Genomic DNA, 15,634 nt, shown 5'->3' on the forward strand with positions numbered 1-15,634 from the left:
GCGAGTCTAGCGCAGCGAAAACTCTGCCCGGCCAGCCTCGCCAAGCTTTGATCCCATGACAAAGACTCGCTCTGCTGGAACGCCTTGTTTTACTAGCTGATTGCGCACGGCCCGGCTGCGCTGGTCGGCAAGGGCGAGCAGTTCGCTCTCCGCCACCTGAATATTCTCAAGCAGCAGGCGCTCCATTTCGGGAACCGGCTGGGCCTTGGTCATGAACATCAGGTTGCGTTCTTTTTTAAAGGGCGCTTTTTTGTAGACCTGGGTTAAGTACTTCGGGTATTCATCAGGGCTAACTTGAATATCACGCAGCGCAGCGGCGGACTCTCCTTTTTTAGCAAGTTCAGCCAGTTTTTCCGCGCGAACCTGCCGTTGAAGGATGGCCCTTTTGGCGCCGTCGGTGTCTTTGGTCGCGTTGGCGGTACCTGTGATTTCGAGTTTTAACGCGGGCCGATCGTTCATTGCTTTGGCAACACTCTCAATTGCTTTTGCGCTCTCTAAGCTAATCGATGCCAAGCCCGGTGCAAAGTCTATTTGTGACAAGTCTGCGCCGCCGCCAAATAGCGACGCGATCAAGCTAAACGGCGCGGTGGCCGCCTTCACAATCAAATTAATGAAGGCCTTAAACACAATGCTGCCGATTTTGAATTCTGGGTCGTTGATCGAGCCACTAATGGGCAGGTTAATATCGATTTCGCCACGGGAGTTTTTAAGCAGCGCGACGGCAAGCGATACCGGTGCCGAGATGGCATCTGGGCTTTCGACCTTGTCGCCAAGGGTGAGCTGATCTAGAAAGATTTTGTTCTCAGCTTTGAGCTGGCCACCCTGAAGAGAATAAGCCAAGTCCAGTGAGAGCTTGCCCTTTTCAATCGGGTAGGCCAGATACTTTACGGAATAGGGTGACATGGGTGGCATCTCGATGCCACGCGCGATCACTTTTAGATCCAGAAAGAGATCTCTGGCAAACGGATCTAATCGGCCCTGAATCGAGAGTGGGGCGGTGCGGTCAACCGTGCCCGTGATGTCGATACTGCCCGGCGCTCCCCCTTTGAGCGGGCCAAGTGTGCCAGCTAGATTGTTAAGGCTTGCCCGGAAGTTGGGTTTGGTAAATTGGTCATTGAACAGAACACTGCTATCGGTGAGCCGAATCTGACCGATTTCGATTGGTAGATCGGTTTTGGTTTTCCGTGAAGTGTCAGGCACGGTGTCTGACACCTTGGGTGAGGTGTCTGACACCGTGCCTGACACCTTGGGGGTGGCGCTTGATGGTTTGGCTTGCATTGTCGAGCCCGCGCTGGGCTCACTCGTGGCCTGCGCTTCTAAGATATGCCGAAAATTAAGTTCGCCGCTTGGCAGAATCGTGATACGCCCAAACAGATTGTTTGCATTGATATCGCGAATACTTGCCTTAAATGGGTTTGTCGCGACTTGTAGCCCACGAAGCTGGATCTGCTTCCAGCGGGCGATCTCGGCGCTGCTGGTTTGGTCCAGCAGACTGAAGTCGTTTAATGATGCATTGCCGCTCACTCGTACAGCGGGTATCGCCTCACCCGATCTGCCCCCAGCCTGAGCGCCGATCAGGATCTTGCCTTCGAAGTTTGCCTGGCCACGGGTGAACAGTGCATTGTGCAAAAAACCGGCCACAAATCGCTGGAAGGCAATGACATCCACCTGGCTTGCTTGGACATCCAGGCTTCCTGCCGAGGTATTCAGATCTGACCACCCAGAGACATTGCCTTTCACTGCGACTTTGCCGCGTTGATTAATCTGTGCAGCAAGGTCAATTGCGGCTGGTGTTGCCCCGGAGAGTTCAATTGGATTTAGTTTAAGAGCGATGTTACTGGCAACAAATGGATTCACCCCTTTAAGCGTTGGATCGGCTAAGATCATGCGGCCGTTGGTGCCGCTTGCCAGCTCTATCGATTCAACCCGGCTTTTTGCCATCAGATCTGGCATAGCGATTTGCAGACCTTGCAGGTTCAAATTGAGTTCTTCAATCGTGCTGTGCAGGTGGCTGTCGGTTGGTTTGTGCGTGGCTGACAAATTTGCAAAACGAACATCCCCCTTTAGTTCGGTGGTTGCTGCTTGACCTTGTTCTTGTGTGAAGCTGAGTGCCAACTTGGTCGATACAGATCCCTTGGTGATTTTTAGCCCCGGAATCATGTCGGCATAGGTCTCAAGGCCGGCCAATGGGAAGTCTTGAATATTTAAGTCAAGCACGGCTTCTTTTTTCTCACCAAAGACATGGGTCTTTCCCTTGAGTTCAAAGGCTGCGCCATTCACCTTTGCGCTGATGCTGGGTTCGATCCAGATTTCTTCCTTTGCCGGGAAGTTAATGACCACGGGCACGCCAATCGCTAAGTCACGAACGGTATGTGTTTTTTTCTTGATGCCATCTTGAAAGTCGATCGACCCCTGGGTGAGCTGGATGTTGTGAACCGCAAAACGAAAGGGCTTTTCGGACTTTGGTGCTTTGGCTAGGGTCTCCAAAATGTCGGCAATGCTGAGTCGGCCTTTTCCATCGCGGGCAAGTTTGATATCTGGGCTATCGATTTTGAGTTCTTGCAACACCGGGGCACGATGAACGATCGATAAGCTGCTGAGATTGGCCGTGATGGTTTTGATCGCGAGCAGATGGTCTTGATTAGTGACTGACGAAGTGGTTTTGGTATTAGCGGCGCTGCTTGAATTTTTTTGAACTGCAGTCTGCTCAGGATTGCTGTTTTTGCTCTGTGCGATTCGAAAATCATGAAACCGAAGCTGCAGGATATATGGCGAGATTTGAATCTTGCCAATCGTTACTGTTCGGCCAAGTGATTGGCTAAGCGCCTGCTCAGTTTGGGTTTTGACATAGTCCGGTAGCCACAGCGCTCCGATCAATCCAAAACTGACCATCAGCACGGCAAGGCTGATCAATGCAACGCGAAAACGGATGAGATATTTCATGTAGTTTTGGCCAGTCGCCGATCAAGGTTTTTAATTTGCATCACCATACGCGGATTCTTGGCCAGAAGAGCCCGGTGACGCAATAGAAAATCCCAATACAGGCGTGTGAAGGGGCAGGCGCTCTCCCCAGTCGACTCGGCGGGGTTATATCGGCAGCCCTTGCAGTAGTTACTCATGCGGTCGATGTACTTGCCGGTGGCGGCATAGGGTTTGCTGGCCATTAGGCCACCATCCGCATATTGGCTCATGCCCAGGGTATTGGGCAGTTCCACCCATTCCACGGCATCGACATAAACACTCAGGTACCACTCATGGACCTGTTTCGGGTCAATACGAGCCAACAAGCAATACAGCCCTGTGACCATCAGCCGCTGAATATGGTGGGCATAGCCGGTTTCTAGGGTCTGGGTAATGGTGTCTCGCAGGCAGGCTGCATCGGTGTCGCCGGTCCAAAAGAAATCGGGGAGTGGGTTGGTCGCGTTTAGGTGGTTGCGCTCAAGATACCCCGGCATCTGGGTCCAGTAGACACCGCGGACGTATTCCCGCCAGCCAAGAATCTGTCGGATAAAGCCCTCAACAGAAGATAGTGGTGCCTTGCCCTGGTGAAAGGCCTCTTCTGCCGCTGCGACCACTTCATGGCTGGATAGAAGTTTTAAATTAAGTGCGACTGCCAGGTGTGAGTGAAAGAGCCAGGGTTCGCCCGCCCACATGGCGTCTTGATATTTGCCAAAGTAGAGCAGTCGCTCGTCGATAAACTCTTTGAGCACCACCAACGCTTGCTCTCGATTTACCGGCCAACCAAAACCAGATTCGGTAGCACTTACAGTTCCAGGGTGATCAGCGAACTTGCTGTTCACCAGATCAATCACTTCTTTTGTAAGCGCGTCTGGTTTAAACCGTGTGGGCTTTGGAATAGGTGGCGGGCCATCCTTGCCAAAGGACTCGCGATTGTCTTCGTCGAAATTCCATTGTCCGCCGATTGGTTGCTTTGATAACTTTGCATCCGATGCTGAAGACTTGGTCCCCTTAACAGCCGTATCCTTTTCCATCAGCACGCCAGTCTTTTGCCGTAATTCCCGGTACCAATATTCCAGCCGAACTTGTTTGCGGCCCTTGGCATGTTCCGCGAATTCGCGAACCGCGGAGAAGAAGTGGCGGTCTTCGCGGATGTCTAGCGGAATTCCATGCTTTGATGCTACAAGGCGAATCGACTCCAGCACCCGCCAATCGCCGGGCGCTGTCATTACTAAAGCCGTCGGTTTAAAAAACGCAATTGCGCGTGTTAATTCGCCCGCTAGGGACCCGGTGTTGTCCGGGTCGTCTAATTGCACATAGTGCAGCGGGATCTTTTTATTAAGCAGCTCATCCCAGAAGTGCCGCATGGAGGATAGGAAGACCGCGATACGTTGTTTGGAAGACCAGACATGGGTTGATTCCTGGGCGACTTCTGCCATCCACACATGATCGCGCCCCGGATCGAACCCATCAAAACAGGATGCTTGATGATCGAGTTGATCGCCAAGCACAAGAATCAAGTGGCGGGTACGCGAAGGTGGGCTGGGCATCAGTATTGATTAACAGTTAGCCGCCCAATTCTCGAGTTCAAGCGCAGGCACCCGCTCAAATTCCGATACGTTGTTGGTCACCAGCACCAAACCCTCGCTTCTGGCGTGTCCCGCAATGTGTAGGTCATTCACCCCGATAGGCTGGCCGACTTTTTCAAGGGCTGCACGGATGGCGCCGTAGTGCTGGGCAGCTTTCGCACCATAGGGCAGGATTTCTAGGCGGCTGCAGAAGTCTTCGATGGCCGCCAGGTTTTCATTCACGCGTTGGCTTTTCTCGGCGCCGTGCATCAGTTCGGCTAGGGTGATCGACGAGACGGCCATTCGACCGGCGTTGGCGTTGAATGTCGAAAGCAACTCGAGCGGGCGACGCTTCAACACGTAGATAACGATATTGGTATCGAGCAGGTAGCGCAGCATCAAAGCGCCTCGCGCTCTGTTTGCTGCTGGGGGGCGCGCTCGGGCAGGAAGTCTTCACTCACACGCGGCCCGCCCTGAAAGAAGCTGTCCCAGCTTTGTCCCAGGGGAGCGATGATGCGCTCATGACCTTTGACGCGAATTTCCACTTTATGTACGCCCTCGGGCAGGCGGACGTCTAAAGGAAGCCGGACGGCTTGGGTGCGGTTATTGACGAAAACGGTGCCGATGGACATGGTGGACTCCACTGAAAACTATATGGCAACAGTATATGGCAAGATCGATAAAAATTGAAGATGGCGATGCTTTCACCCCCAGGTGGCGGATAGGGTTCATAGTCAATTCAGAGAGGGCACTCGAACCCCATCAGGCGCATTCAGAAAAGCAAAGGGATTTAAGAACTGCCGACCCCAAAACATTGCACGATCCACTTCGTTTAAGTTCGCCTCATTACAAACAGCGTGCCATTTGTTTTCAATAACACTCACTTGATGATTGACGATAGAAATCGCCTGCTCTCGCCCCAGCAAAAATGATGGGGCCGCGGCAATACAAGTGGCTACTTGACTGCTGCGTTCTGCCCCGTGAATAAGCATCGCTTGTGAGGCCTGCTGGCCCGAGCGTGATTGCGGGCAAATGTCGTAGGCAGGTGTTAGCTCCAGTTGATGGCCGTCCCAAAAGGCCGCATGGTTGCGAGCATGATCGTCAGTGTTGCCGCACAAAATATTAAAGACGATCCGGGCAAATAATTCTCGTAAGGTCGCCTTTGGGTCTTTGAATCGATAGCGAATAATTTCCGCCAGTTTTTCGTAACTGGCATAAGCGGCCATCATTTCATCGAGCTCGAACATGGTCAGCGCAGACACCATAGCGCGTCTGCGCCAGCCGCTGTTATCTCGAATGCGGTCAAAGCGCTCAATCAGCAATACATCTTTGCCCAGAGCTTTTCGCAGTTCAACTGGCGCCACGTGTAGACCAGCCTTGTGGGCGAGCCGCATGGCGATGAATTCCGCTTTGACTACGCTGTAGAGATCGTTGCTAGCGGAAAACTTGGCGATGAACTTGCGTTTTCCGTCTTCGAGTAAGACCTTGGGACGAGCGCCGCCAAGGGATGATCCGTGCAGCAAGGCCTGATCCAATTCGGATGAAAGCGGTACACCTTGTTCGATCTTTTCTGCGGCTGTTAACAAATCATCAAGCGTTGCTTGCTGTGTATGTCTTGGCGCGTAGTGCGTTGGTGACTGCTGAAAATCTAGCGCACCAATTCGGTCGGAGCCTGACTCGAGCAGATAGGCTAATTCATCGAGCTCCGCCCCGGAAAGAGCCCCCCCTTTAACACCCAGTTTGCGATTGATCAGCACCCGACGCCCCCAAGCATCTGGGGACGCATCACGAATGCAGCTGGGCATGCTCAAGCCGGGTATCAGTGCGATGGCCCCCGGGCGCAGCGGAAGCTCTGGCGCATAGAGTGCAATTGCATCTTTACGAGCCAAGTAGCTGCGGCCATAGTTAAAGACCAGCTGTTGTCCCTGTTTGGACAGCAGACCCGCCACGACAGGTTGTAATGCGTTTGGAAGCCAGATCCAGACATAGGCCTCTGAGTATTCGGGGCTGATCTCAGAAGTCATCTTTTACTCCCTTTGGGCGGTTTCTTACGGCCTTGGGTAGCAGCACCATTTTTTCGCGATGAAGCGCTAAGTGATTCATTAGCCGTTGCTGATCAGGGGTAAACAAGGGCACGCCGCAGATGGCGGCCACTTCAAACACTGTTCCAATGGCGCACCCCGGGTCCCCCCGCTCGATTCGTTGGAGCAATGTCCGTGAGATGCCGGCGCGCGCGGCCAGATCCGTTGTGGTCATTGCCTTGGCCAAACGGCCTTCGCGCACGAGTTGCCCCAGTAGCTCAAGCGCATTCAGGCTGTACTGCGAATAGGTACGGTAAAGTGGTTTTGGCATACGAATGATTTATTAATAATTCAAGAGTTTATTTATGACTTATTTATGAGTCAATAAGATTCAACTGCGAAACCCAGGACCTCGCTTTTTTCTGTTGCCCCAAGTCCAGGCGAAAGGCCCGAGCACAACCCGCTAACTAATCCTTATTCCGTATATACTTGTTCAAGTTTTAACAAATCTAGTCCATACAAGTTCCGGTCAAGTCTGACCCGGTGCGGCGGTAGCGTGGCCAACAGTACCCCGGGAAACCCAAGGCTCCCAAGCCCACACGGCAAAAAACACAACAACATGACCAGTCGCCAAGCAAAGCTCCAGGAAGACACTGCCTTCCGGGTCATGCGCCTGCTTGAAGAAAACCCAGATCTGACCCAGCGCGAGCTGGCCGACCGGCTGGGCATCAGCGTGGGCGGCCTGAATTACTGCCTAAAGGCGCTGATGCAAAAGGGCTTGGTGAAGATGAAAAACTTCGCCAACTCTAAAAACAAGTTTGGCTATGCCTATGTGATCACGCCCATGGGGCTTGCCGAAAAAGCGGCGCTCACTACCCGCTTTTTGCAGCGGAAAATCCAGGAATACGAGGCGTTGAAGGCGGAGATAGAGGCGCTAGAGCGTGAATCGAGAACCTCCAAGACCAACGTTGCAACCCCCAACCAAGCCGAAACACTCTCATGAGGATCTTAGTCACGGGCTCCGCAGGTTTTATTGGTTCGGCGCTGACACTCCGTTTGCTTGAGCGTGGCGACACCGTAATTGGTATTGACAACCACAACGACTATTACGACCCATCTATTAAAGAAGCTCGGCTAGCGCGCCACTCAAATCATCCGAATTACACGCACTTGCGCATTGACATCGCTGACAAACAGGCGATTGAAAACGCATTCGCGTCTCACAAACCGCAGCGTGTGGTGAACTTGGCAGCGCAAGCCGGAGTGCGCTACTCGATTGAAAATCCGCTTGCCTATATCAACAGCAACATTGTTGGGTTTGCGCACATATTGGAAGGTTGTCGCCATCACAACATTGAGCACTTGGTTTATGCAAGTTCATCTAGCGTATATGGTGCCAATACCAGCATGCCGTTTTCGGTGCATGACAATGTTGATCACCCCGTAAGCCTCTACGCTGCCAGCAAAAAATCCAATGAGTTGATGGCGCACACGTACAGTCAGCTATACCAGCTACCCACCACGGGCCTGCGTTTTTTCACAGTGTATGGCCCGTGGGGGCGGCCCGACATGGCGCTGTTTAAATTCACTAAAGCCATACTCGCAGGTGAGCCAATTGAAGTATTTAACTTTGGCAAACACAGACGCGATTTCACCTATATTGACGATATTGTGGAAGGCGTAATCCGTGTGCTTGATCGCCCGGCGCCACCCAACCCGAATTGGAGCGGCGACACTCCTGACCCAGGAAGCAGCAAAGCACCCTGGCGGGTTTATAACATCGGCAACAACAGCCCGGTTGAATTGATGGACTACATTGCTGCGCTTGAATCAGCACTGTGCGTTAAGGCGCAGATGAAAATGTTGCCGCTGCAGCCCGGCGATGTGCCGGACACTTATGCGGACGTGCAAGATTTAGTAGAGCAGTTCCATTATCGGCCTGCCACTGAGGTCGCCGACGGAATTAAACGGTTTGTCGACTCGTATCGCGCTTACTACAAAATTTAAAAAATGAATCTTCAAAACCGCACCATCGCTGTTATCGGTCTGGGCTATGTGGGTTTGCCACTGGCGGTAGAGTTTGGCAAGAAGCGCCGGGTGATTGGCTTTGACATTAATATCGATCGAATCGCCGAGCTTCAGGCTGGACATGACCACACCCTGGAGGTGTCAGAGCGGGAACTGTGCGAGGCCAAGCATCTGACGTTTACTTCTGACCCTGGATCGCTTCGCTCCACTCGGGATAACGGGAATGACGAATCCATGGTCTTCATTGTGACTGTGCCTACGCCGGTCGATAAAGCCAACCGGCCTGACCTGACTCCGCTGATTAAGGCAAGCGAGACAGTGGGCCAGTTACTAAAAGCCGGGGACGTGGTGATTTACGAGTCGACCGTATATCCGGGTGCTACCGAAGAGGTTTGTGTGCCGATCTTGGAGAGAGAATCTGGCCTCAAATACCTGAGCCAAGATAACCACACGCCCACCGACCATAACAGCAATGAAACCGGCTTTTATTGCGGTTATTCCCCCGAACGTATAAACCCCGGCGACAAGACTCACCGCTTGCCCGACATCAAAAAAGTAACCAGCGGCTCCACGCCAGAAATTGCTGAGGCGGTAGACGCCCTCTATCAAGAAATCATCACTGCCGGCCCCCACAAGGCCAGCTCCATTAGAGTGGCCGAGGCCGCCAAGGTCATTGAAAATGCGCAGCGCGACTTAAACATTGCGTTTGTTAACGAGCTCTCGGTGATCTTTAATCGCATGAGCATTGACACCACCGAGGTGCTCACCGCTGCTGCCACGAAGTGGAACTTTCTGCCCTTTAAGCCCGGTTTGGTGGGCGGGCACTGCATTGGCGTGGACCCGTATTATTTAACCCACAAGGCCCAAGAGCTCGGTTACCGCCCGCAAGTGATCCTTTCTGGTCGCGCCATTAACGACAACATGGGGCGCTACGCCGCGCGCAATGTTATTCGTCTCATGCTTAAAAACGGCATTAATGTGGCCAATGCCGCCGTGGGTGTGCTGGGTGTTACCTTTAAAGAAAACTGCCCCGATGTGCGCAATAGTAAAGTCATTGACATTATTCAAGAGCTACAACACTGGGGGCTAACGGTTAAGGTCATGGACCCTTGGGCCAACGCGCAAGAAGTGCAGCAGGAATATGGCCTTGCGCTGGAGCAGATTACACCCGGGAGCAAGGTCGATTCGCTGATCGTTGCTGTGGCCCACATCCAGTTTGCGCAGTTACCGCTGAGTGACCTTAGGGCGCTGTGCGGCGCCCACAGCAGGCCTGTGATTGCGGATCTAAAGGCTCTGTACGATCGCAAAGATTTGGCGGCGCAGGGGTTTGAGGTGTTTCGGCTTTGATGGGTGGTGTTTTGGGAAAGAGAAACAGATCGGCGGCGAGTGCTTTATCCCGTCATTGCGAGCGAAGCGTGGCAATCTGCTTAGGTGCTGCCTCACTACAAACAAACCACTGCTCAGGAGGGCTTCGCAGCGAGATATGGATTGCTACACTCGCTGCGCTCGCAGGCAATGCGTTCCTCGTAAAAAAACGACCCGTTATCAATCAATAGCCCTACATGGAATACTAATTGCGCGTCGGTTAGCGGTTAAATCAGAATATAGAAAAGCGTCTGACCAAGACGGTATGAGATCGAAGATTGAACGAGTAAAGGAATTAAATTCATGTTGAATTTTGCCCTGGTGGGCTGTGGTCGAATAGCGAAACGTCACTCAGAATTACTTGGTCTCAAACAGATAAAGGGGGCGCAGTTAGTAGCAGTTTGTGATCTTGTCGAGGGAAAAGCGAAGAAAATTGGTGAGCAATTTTCGGTTCCTTATTACGTAGATATGCATAAGATGATGCAAAAGGAAAATGTGGATGTCGTTGTCGTTTTGACCGAAAGCGGCAATCACGCTAAGAATGTTGTGGCGCTAGCAAAATACGGCAAGCATGTCATCGTTGAAAAACCTATGGCGTTAACACTTGATGATGCCGACTCAATGATTGAGGCCTGTGACAAAGCCGGCGGAAAATTATTTGTAGTCAAACAAAATAGATTTAATGTTCCCGTTGTGAAGCTGCGCGAGGCTCTGGAACAGGGCCGATTTGGAAAGTTGGTCTTGGGTACGGTTCGTGTGCGCTGGTGTCGTCCGCAGGACTATTATGACCAAGCTCCTTGGAGGGGGACTTGGGCAATGGATGGCGGTGTTTTGACAAATCAGGCGAGCCACCATGTCGACATGCTTGAGTGGGTTATGGGCGATGTAGAAAGTGTGTTTGCCCGCAGTGCCACCGCGCTAGCAAAGATTGAGGCGGAAGATACGGCGGTGGTGACACTGAAGTTTCGCAACGGTGCGCTTGGCGTGATTGAGGCGACTACAGCCGCCCGTCCGAAAGATTTGGAGGGATCTATTTCGGTCTTGGGTGAGGGCGGAACGGTAGAAATAGGAGGATTCGCAGTCAATAAGATGAAGACATGGAGTTTTGTAGAGCCTAGACTTGGTGACGAAGACGTTATGGAAAAATATTCGGTCAACCCACCTAATGTATACGGCTTCGGACACCAAGCTTACTATGAGCACGTGGTTGACTGTATCCGCAACAACGGTCCACATCTTGTAGATGGCCTTATCGGCAGAAAGAGTCTTGAACTCATTAATGCGATATATGAATCGATTGAAACAGGTGGAGAAGTTTTCCTTCGGTTCCGGCCGAAGCATTGCAAGCTCGGTGGGATATTTTGAATCAACCCAAGATCAAAGAGTCTGGGATTGTCAACGTTAAATTTGGCGATAACGTGACTATCGTCAATCCAGTCAACCTTTATGGTTGCGCAATTGGCAGTGATGTATTCATTGGACCTTTTGTTGAGATTCAAAAAGATGTAAACATCGGCGATCGCACCAAGATACAGTCTCACGCCTTCATTTGTGAGTTGGTCGACATAGGGGAAGGTTGCTTCGTCGGTCACGGTGTTATGTTCATTAATGATGCCTTTGCGAAGGGTGGTCCAGCAAGGGGCGATAAGTCACTCTGGAAGCAAACCAAAGTCGGTAATAATGTTTCAATTGGGAGCAATGCCACAATTCTCCCGGTTGCTGTATGCGATAACGTAATCATTGGCGCAGGCTCCGTCGTGACTAAAGACATAAATTTATCTGGGGTTTATGCCGGCAATCCAGCAAGGCTCATCAAGACCCTATCGAATTAAAAATCCAATCTATGAACACTCAAATTCCTTTTGTAGATCTCTATGCGCAATATCAAACAATAAAAGCAGAAATCGACTTTGTGATCAGCGATGTAATCCAAAAATCACTATTTGTCCGCGGACCTTATGTAGACAAGTTTGAGCAGATGTTCGCCGATATGATGCAGCGTAAATATTGTGTCTCTTGTGCAAATGGAACAGACTCTCTTTACGTGGCTATGGTCGCGTTAGGTGTTAGGCCAGGCGATGAGATCATTGTCCCTGCTCATTCATGGATATCGACATCAGAGACCATAACCCAAGCTGGAGGGAGAGTGGTTTTTTGCGACACAGACGAGGAGACATTCACGCTTGATACTAAAAGTATCGAAGCGAAAATAACACCCAATACAGTGGGAATCATTCCAGTGCATCTTTACGGTCAAGCTGCAGATATGGAAAGCGTAATGGCTATCGCTAAGAAGCATAATTTATGGGTTTTGGAAGATTGTGCCCAGGCTCATCTTGCGCGCTACAAAGGCAAATTGGTTGGCACGTTCGGTAATGTTGCTTCGTTCTCCTTCTACCCCGGTAAGAATCTGGGTGCAATGGGCGATGCGGGTGCGGTCGTTACTAACGACCAGGCGCTGGCGGAAAAAATGGCAATGTTCGCTCGTCACGGTGGCTTGAAAAAAGGCGATCATAAAATCGAAGGCATCAACAGCAGACTAGACGGCCTACAGGCCGCAATCCTTACGGTTAAATTACCGTACTTAGCTGAATGGACAGCGTTACGCCAAGAGCGGGCCGCTCGCTATTATGATCGGCTATCCAAAATCAATGGCCTTGACACTCCAAAGTGCGCTGAAGGTCGTGAACACGTTTGGCACCTGTATGTTGTTAAACATGAGAAAAGAGATGAACTGTTGAAGTTTCTTGCAGACCGTGAAATTCAGACCGTCATCAACTATCCGACCGCACTGCCTTTTCTACCTGCATACAGCCGTTACGGCCATGTGGCAGAAGAGTTCCCCAATGCGTACCACAATCAATCGCGAATTTTATCGCTTCCAATGTATCCGGAAATCACTACTGGGCAAATTGACCTTGTGGTAAGAGCGGTCAGGGAATTTTGTGCTAAAGCCTAACCGTGCTTTTGTGTGTGGTGTTATCGTTGGCGAATACGCCTTTATCGCCGCGGTGATTAACAAGGATGTAGAGTTCTATTCGCTTATCGTAGGCGGTTCCGACAAAAAAATTGGGCGGATGAGCAAGTATGGCGAGCAGATTTCCCTGCCGTTAACGCGCCAGGTGTGAATGATTAACCCCGCCATCAAACGCCTCTGGGCCCACATAGCCCCGCGCCGAAAGAAGCAACTCGGTTTGCTTCTAATAATTATGGTGATCGCCTCCTTCGCAGAGGTTGTAAGCATTGGCGCAGTGCTGCCGTTCCTTGGCGCCCTTATGTCGCCGGAAAAGGTCTTTGCCAACGAATACATTCAGCCAACCATTTCGATTCTTGAAATTACCAAGCCAAATCAATTGCTCCTGCCGCTGACCCTGCTTTTCATCCTGGCTACCATTTTTTCTGCGGGCATGCGTCTTGCCCTTATTTGGGTTCAGACTAGGCTTGGTCATGCAATTGGCGCTGACCTGAGTGTTCAAACTTACGAAAAAACTTTATATCAGCCGTATTCAGTGCACGCCTCCCGCAACAGTAGTGACGTAATCGCGGGAATCTCAGGCAAGATTAGCTCGGTTGTTTACAATACCCTATTACCGTTACTTACTGCAGTAAGCTCGTCCTTGATACTTGCAACCATTATGGCGGCGCTTATTGCCATTGACCCTGTTGTGGCCTTTATCACTTTTGGCGGGTTCGGCACTGTCTACGCCATAATCATGGTGTTATCTCGCAAGCGGCTTACCCAAAACAGCCAGCGCATTAGCTGCGAGTCGAACCAGGTGGTAAAAGCCTTACAGGAAGGGCTTGGTGGAATACGCGATGTTTTGATTGATGGCACGCAGGCGGTCTATTGCAAGATCTACCGCTCTGCAGATCTGCCTTTAAGGAGGGCGCAGGCGAACAATCAGATTATCGGCGCTTGGCCAAGGTTTTTACTTGAAGCCCTGGGCATTGCGCTGATCGCTCTACTTGCTTACGCGCTGACTGGCCGTGAAGGCGGGGTTGCTGCTGCAATCCCCTTGCTTGGTGCACTCGCAATCGGTGCACAACGTCTGCTGCCAGTATTACAACAGCTTTACGGTAGCTGGTCGAGTCTTCGTGGGGGGCAAGCATCGTTAAATGATGTTTTAGATCTAATAGAACAGCCGCTGCCAACCTACGCAAGAAAGCTTTCTAGCGAACCTATTCCGTTTAATCAGTCGATAACACTGAACAACATAAGCTTTCGCTACAGCGATCAAACGCCCTGGGTATTGCAAGACATTAACCTTGAAATACCCAAAGGCGCCCGGGTCGGTTTCATGGGTAGTACAGGCAGTGGCAAGAGCACGCTGCTAGATGTTCTTATGGCGCTTCTGCAGCCCGGTAAAGGCAGCCTGGCAATAGACGACACTACTATCACGGAACAAAACTTTCGCGGCTGGCAGGCGCACATTGCCCATGTTCCGCAGTCTATTTTTCTGGCGGATACGACCATCACTGAAAACATAGCTTTTGGCGTGCCACCAGAGCAAATTGATTACCAGCGCGTTGAAAGAGCAGCCCAGCAAGCCCAGATTGCCAAAACAATCGAGTCTTGGGAAAAGGGCTACAACACCTTTGTGGGTGAGCGGGGGGTGCGCCTTTCGGGCGGGCAGCGCCAGCGAATAGGCATTGCCCGGGCGCTGTATAAGCAGGCAGATGTGATTGTGTTTGATGAGGCGACCAGCGCCCTTGATAACGAAACTGAAAGTGCAGTAATAGAAACTATTAATTCTCTCGGCCAAGATCTAACGATCCTGATGGTCGCTCATCGACTGTCTACCTTTAAATCTTGTGATGCTGTGTATCGACTCGAAGCTGGCCGGATTACAGACTCTGGATCCTCTAAAGATATTTTGGAGCTAAAAAAGTTGATGAGTGCAAACGAAAAATGAAAGCCGTTATCCTCGCCGGCGGATTCGGAACCCGAATCTCCGAAGAAACTCACCTGAAGCCTAAGCCGATGATCGAAATCGGCGGGCGGCCAATTCTTTGGCACATCATGAAGCTCTACTCTGCGCATGGTGTCAATGACTTTGTGATTTGCTGCGGTTACAAGGGCTATGTCATCAAAGAGTACTTCGCGAATTATTTCTTGCATATGTCTGATATCACTTTTGACATGAGCAACAACCAAATGGAAGTGCATCAGCGTAATGCGGAGCCGTGGCGTGTAACCCTAGTTGATACTGGCGATGGCACAGCCACTGGCGGTCGTCTCAAGAGAGTCGCTAATTACTTAAAAAACGAAAAAGCATTTTGCTTTACTTATGGCGATGGTGTTGGTGATCTTGATATTTCAAAGCTAATCGATTTTCATTATGCCCACGGAAAGCTAGCTACTGTTACGGCCGTTAGCCCGCCCGGAAGGTTTGGTTCCTTGGCTACCAAGGGAACAGAAGTCACTGGGTTTTTGGAAAAACCACGCGGTGACGGCGGGCTAATTAATGGTGGCTTTTTTGTGCTCTCCCCAAAATGTATCGACCTGATTGAAGATGATCAGATGCCTTGGGAGTTAAACCCTATGTCTGAACTAGCTAAGCGCGGGGAGTTGATGGCATTTGAGCATCTCGGCTTTTGGCAACCTATGGATACCATTCGGGAAAAAGACCTTCTCGAGTCCCTCTGGCAGTCGGGCAACGCACCTTGGAAAAAGTGGGCCTAACCGTGCTTGGT

General features: G+C 51.2%; 15 protein-coding genes. 9 read left to right on the forward strand and 6 right to left on the reverse strand.

Annotated features, from left to right (window positions below):
• Positions 1-6: 6 nt before the first annotated feature.
• From AOB54_01590 to AOB54_01615, 6 genes are all read right to left on the reverse strand, one after another.
• On the reverse strand, positions 7-2,943 hold the full coding sequence (locus AOB54_01590) for a DUF748 domain-containing protein (GenBank protein ID WVN42101.1): 2,937 nt from the start codon (positions 2,941-2,943) through the stop codon (positions 7-9).
• Positions 2,940-4,508 carry a cryptochrome/photolyase family protein gene (locus AOB54_01595; GenBank protein ID WVN42102.1) on the reverse strand — a complete coding sequence of 523 codons (1,569 nt, stop codon included), beginning with the start codon at positions 4,506-4,508 and terminating at the stop codon, positions 2,940-2,942. Before AOB54_01595 ends, AOB54_01590 begins: the two co-directional genes overlap by 4 nt.
• A 9-nt stretch (positions 4,509-4,517) precedes the next feature.
• Positions 4,518-4,925 (reverse strand): type II toxin-antitoxin system VapC family toxin, encoded by a 408-nt coding sequence (locus tag AOB54_01600; GenBank protein WVN42103.1) that lies wholly within the window; start codon positions 4,923-4,925, stop codon positions 4,518-4,520.
• Positions 4,925-5,158: a type II toxin-antitoxin system VapB family antitoxin gene (vapB, locus tag AOB54_01605; protein WVN42104.1), complete on the reverse strand. Its 234-nt coding sequence runs from the start codon at positions 5,156-5,158 to the stop codon at positions 4,925-4,927. Before vapB ends, AOB54_01600 begins: the two co-directional genes overlap by 1 nt.
• Before the next feature lie 102 nt (positions 5,159-5,260).
• Positions 5,261-6,550: a type II toxin-antitoxin system HipA family toxin gene (locus tag AOB54_01610; protein WVN42105.1), complete on the reverse strand. Its 1,290-nt coding sequence runs from the start codon at positions 6,548-6,550 to the stop codon at positions 5,261-5,263.
• Entirely contained in the window at positions 6,540-6,878 is a 339-nt protein-coding gene (locus tag AOB54_01615) for a helix-turn-helix transcriptional regulator (GenBank protein ID WVN42106.1), read from the reverse strand. The genes AOB54_01610 and AOB54_01615 overlap by 11 nt, the downstream gene beginning before the upstream one ends.
• A gap of 288 nt (positions 6,879-7,166) precedes the next feature.
• On the opposite strand from AOB54_01615, the gene AOB54_01620 reads away from it, so the two are divergent.
• From AOB54_01620 to rfbF, 9 genes are all read left to right on the forward strand, one after another.
• Positions 7,167-7,550 (forward strand): MarR family EPS-associated transcriptional regulator, encoded by a 384-nt coding sequence (locus tag AOB54_01620; GenBank protein WVN42107.1) that lies wholly within the window; start codon positions 7,167-7,169, stop codon positions 7,548-7,550.
• Positions 7,547-8,554 carry an NAD-dependent epimerase gene (locus AOB54_01625; protein WVN42108.1) on the forward strand — a complete coding sequence of 336 codons (1,008 nt, stop codon included), beginning with the start codon at positions 7,547-7,549 and terminating at the stop codon, positions 8,552-8,554. Before AOB54_01620 ends, AOB54_01625 begins: the two co-directional genes overlap by 4 nt.
• Positions 8,555-8,557: 3 nt before the next feature.
• Positions 8,558-9,922, forward strand: a complete 1,365-nt coding sequence (locus AOB54_01630; GenBank protein WVN42109.1) for a nucleotide sugar dehydrogenase — start codon at positions 8,558-8,560, stop codon at positions 9,920-9,922.
• Between the two features lie 321 nt (positions 9,923-10,243).
• Positions 10,244-11,305 (forward strand): Gfo/Idh/MocA family oxidoreductase, encoded by a 1,062-nt coding sequence (locus AOB54_01635; protein ID WVN42110.1) that lies wholly within the window; start codon positions 10,244-10,246, stop codon positions 11,303-11,305.
• Entirely contained in the window at positions 11,302-11,772 is a 471-nt protein-coding gene (locus AOB54_01640; protein WVN42111.1) for an acyltransferase, read from the forward strand. Before AOB54_01635 ends, AOB54_01640 begins: the two co-directional genes overlap by 4 nt.
• Positions 11,773-11,783: 11 nt before the next feature.
• Positions 11,784-12,899, forward strand: a complete 1,116-nt coding sequence (locus AOB54_01645) for a DegT/DnrJ/EryC1/StrS family aminotransferase (protein ID WVN42112.1) — start codon at positions 11,784-11,786, stop codon at positions 12,897-12,899.
• Positions 12,886-13,068 (forward strand): hypothetical protein, encoded by a 183-nt coding sequence (locus tag AOB54_01650; protein WVN42113.1) that lies wholly within the window; start codon positions 12,886-12,888, stop codon positions 13,066-13,068. The genes AOB54_01645 and AOB54_01650 overlap by 14 nt, the downstream gene beginning before the upstream one ends.
• A complete protein-coding gene (locus AOB54_01655) occupies positions 13,069-14,853 on the forward strand; it encodes an ABC transporter ATP-binding protein (GenBank protein ID WVN42114.1) in 1,785 nt (594 codons plus the stop codon).
• Complete coding sequence (rfbF, locus tag AOB54_01660; GenBank protein WVN42115.1) at positions 14,850-15,623, forward strand: glucose-1-phosphate cytidylyltransferase; 774 nt, start codon at positions 14,850-14,852, stop codon at positions 15,621-15,623. Before AOB54_01655 ends, rfbF begins: the two co-directional genes overlap by 4 nt.
• The last annotated feature ends 11 nt before the right edge of the window (positions 15,624-15,634 follow it).

Source organism: beta proteobacterium MWH-UniP1 (assembly GCA_036362785.1).
Classification (GTDB): Bacteria; Pseudomonadota; Gammaproteobacteria; order Burkholderiales; family Burkholderiaceae_A; genus Lacustribacter.

What these genes read in the sequence shown, in the direction of transcription:
- AOB54_01590 (WVN42101.1), bottom strand. Translation starts at nt 2,943, where the DNA reads ATGAAATATCTCATCCGTTTTCGCGTTGCATTGATCAGCCTTGCCGTG.
- AOB54_01595 (WVN42102.1), bottom strand. Translation starts at nt 4,508, where the DNA reads ATGCCCAGCCCACCTTCGCGTACCCGCCACTTGATTCTTGTGCTTGGC.
- AOB54_01600 (WVN42103.1), bottom strand. Translation starts at nt 4,925, where the DNA reads ATGCTGCGCTACCTGCTCGATACCAATATCGTTATCTACGTGTTGAAG.
- vapB (WVN42104.1), bottom strand. Translation starts at nt 5,158, where the DNA reads ATGTCCATCGGCACCGTTTTCGTCAATAACCGCACCCAAGCCGTCCGG.
- AOB54_01610 (WVN42105.1), bottom strand. Translation starts at nt 6,550, where the DNA reads ATGACTTCTGAGATCAGCCCCGAATACTCAGAGGCCTATGTCTGGATC.
- AOB54_01615 (WVN42106.1), bottom strand. Translation starts at nt 6,878, where the DNA reads ATGCCAAAACCACTTTACCGTACCTATTCGCAGTACAGCCTGAATGCG.
- AOB54_01620 (WVN42107.1), top strand. Translation starts at nt 7,167, where the DNA reads ATGACCAGTCGCCAAGCAAAGCTCCAGGAAGACACTGCCTTCCGGGTC.
- AOB54_01625 (WVN42108.1), top strand. Translation starts at nt 7,547, where the DNA reads ATGAGGATCTTAGTCACGGGCTCCGCAGGTTTTATTGGTTCGGCGCTG.
- AOB54_01630 (WVN42109.1), top strand. Translation starts at nt 8,558, where the DNA reads ATGAATCTTCAAAACCGCACCATCGCTGTTATCGGTCTGGGCTATGTG.
- AOB54_01635 (WVN42110.1), top strand. Translation starts at nt 10,244, where the DNA reads ATGTTGAATTTTGCCCTGGTGGGCTGTGGTCGAATAGCGAAACGTCAC.
- AOB54_01645 (WVN42112.1), top strand. Translation starts at nt 11,784, where the DNA reads ATGAACACTCAAATTCCTTTTGTAGATCTCTATGCGCAATATCAAACA.
- AOB54_01655 (WVN42114.1), top strand. Translation starts at nt 13,069, where the DNA reads ATGATTAACCCCGCCATCAAACGCCTCTGGGCCCACATAGCCCCGCGC.
- rfbF (WVN42115.1), top strand. Translation starts at nt 14,850, where the DNA reads ATGAAAGCCGTTATCCTCGCCGGCGGATTCGGAACCCGAATCTCCGAA.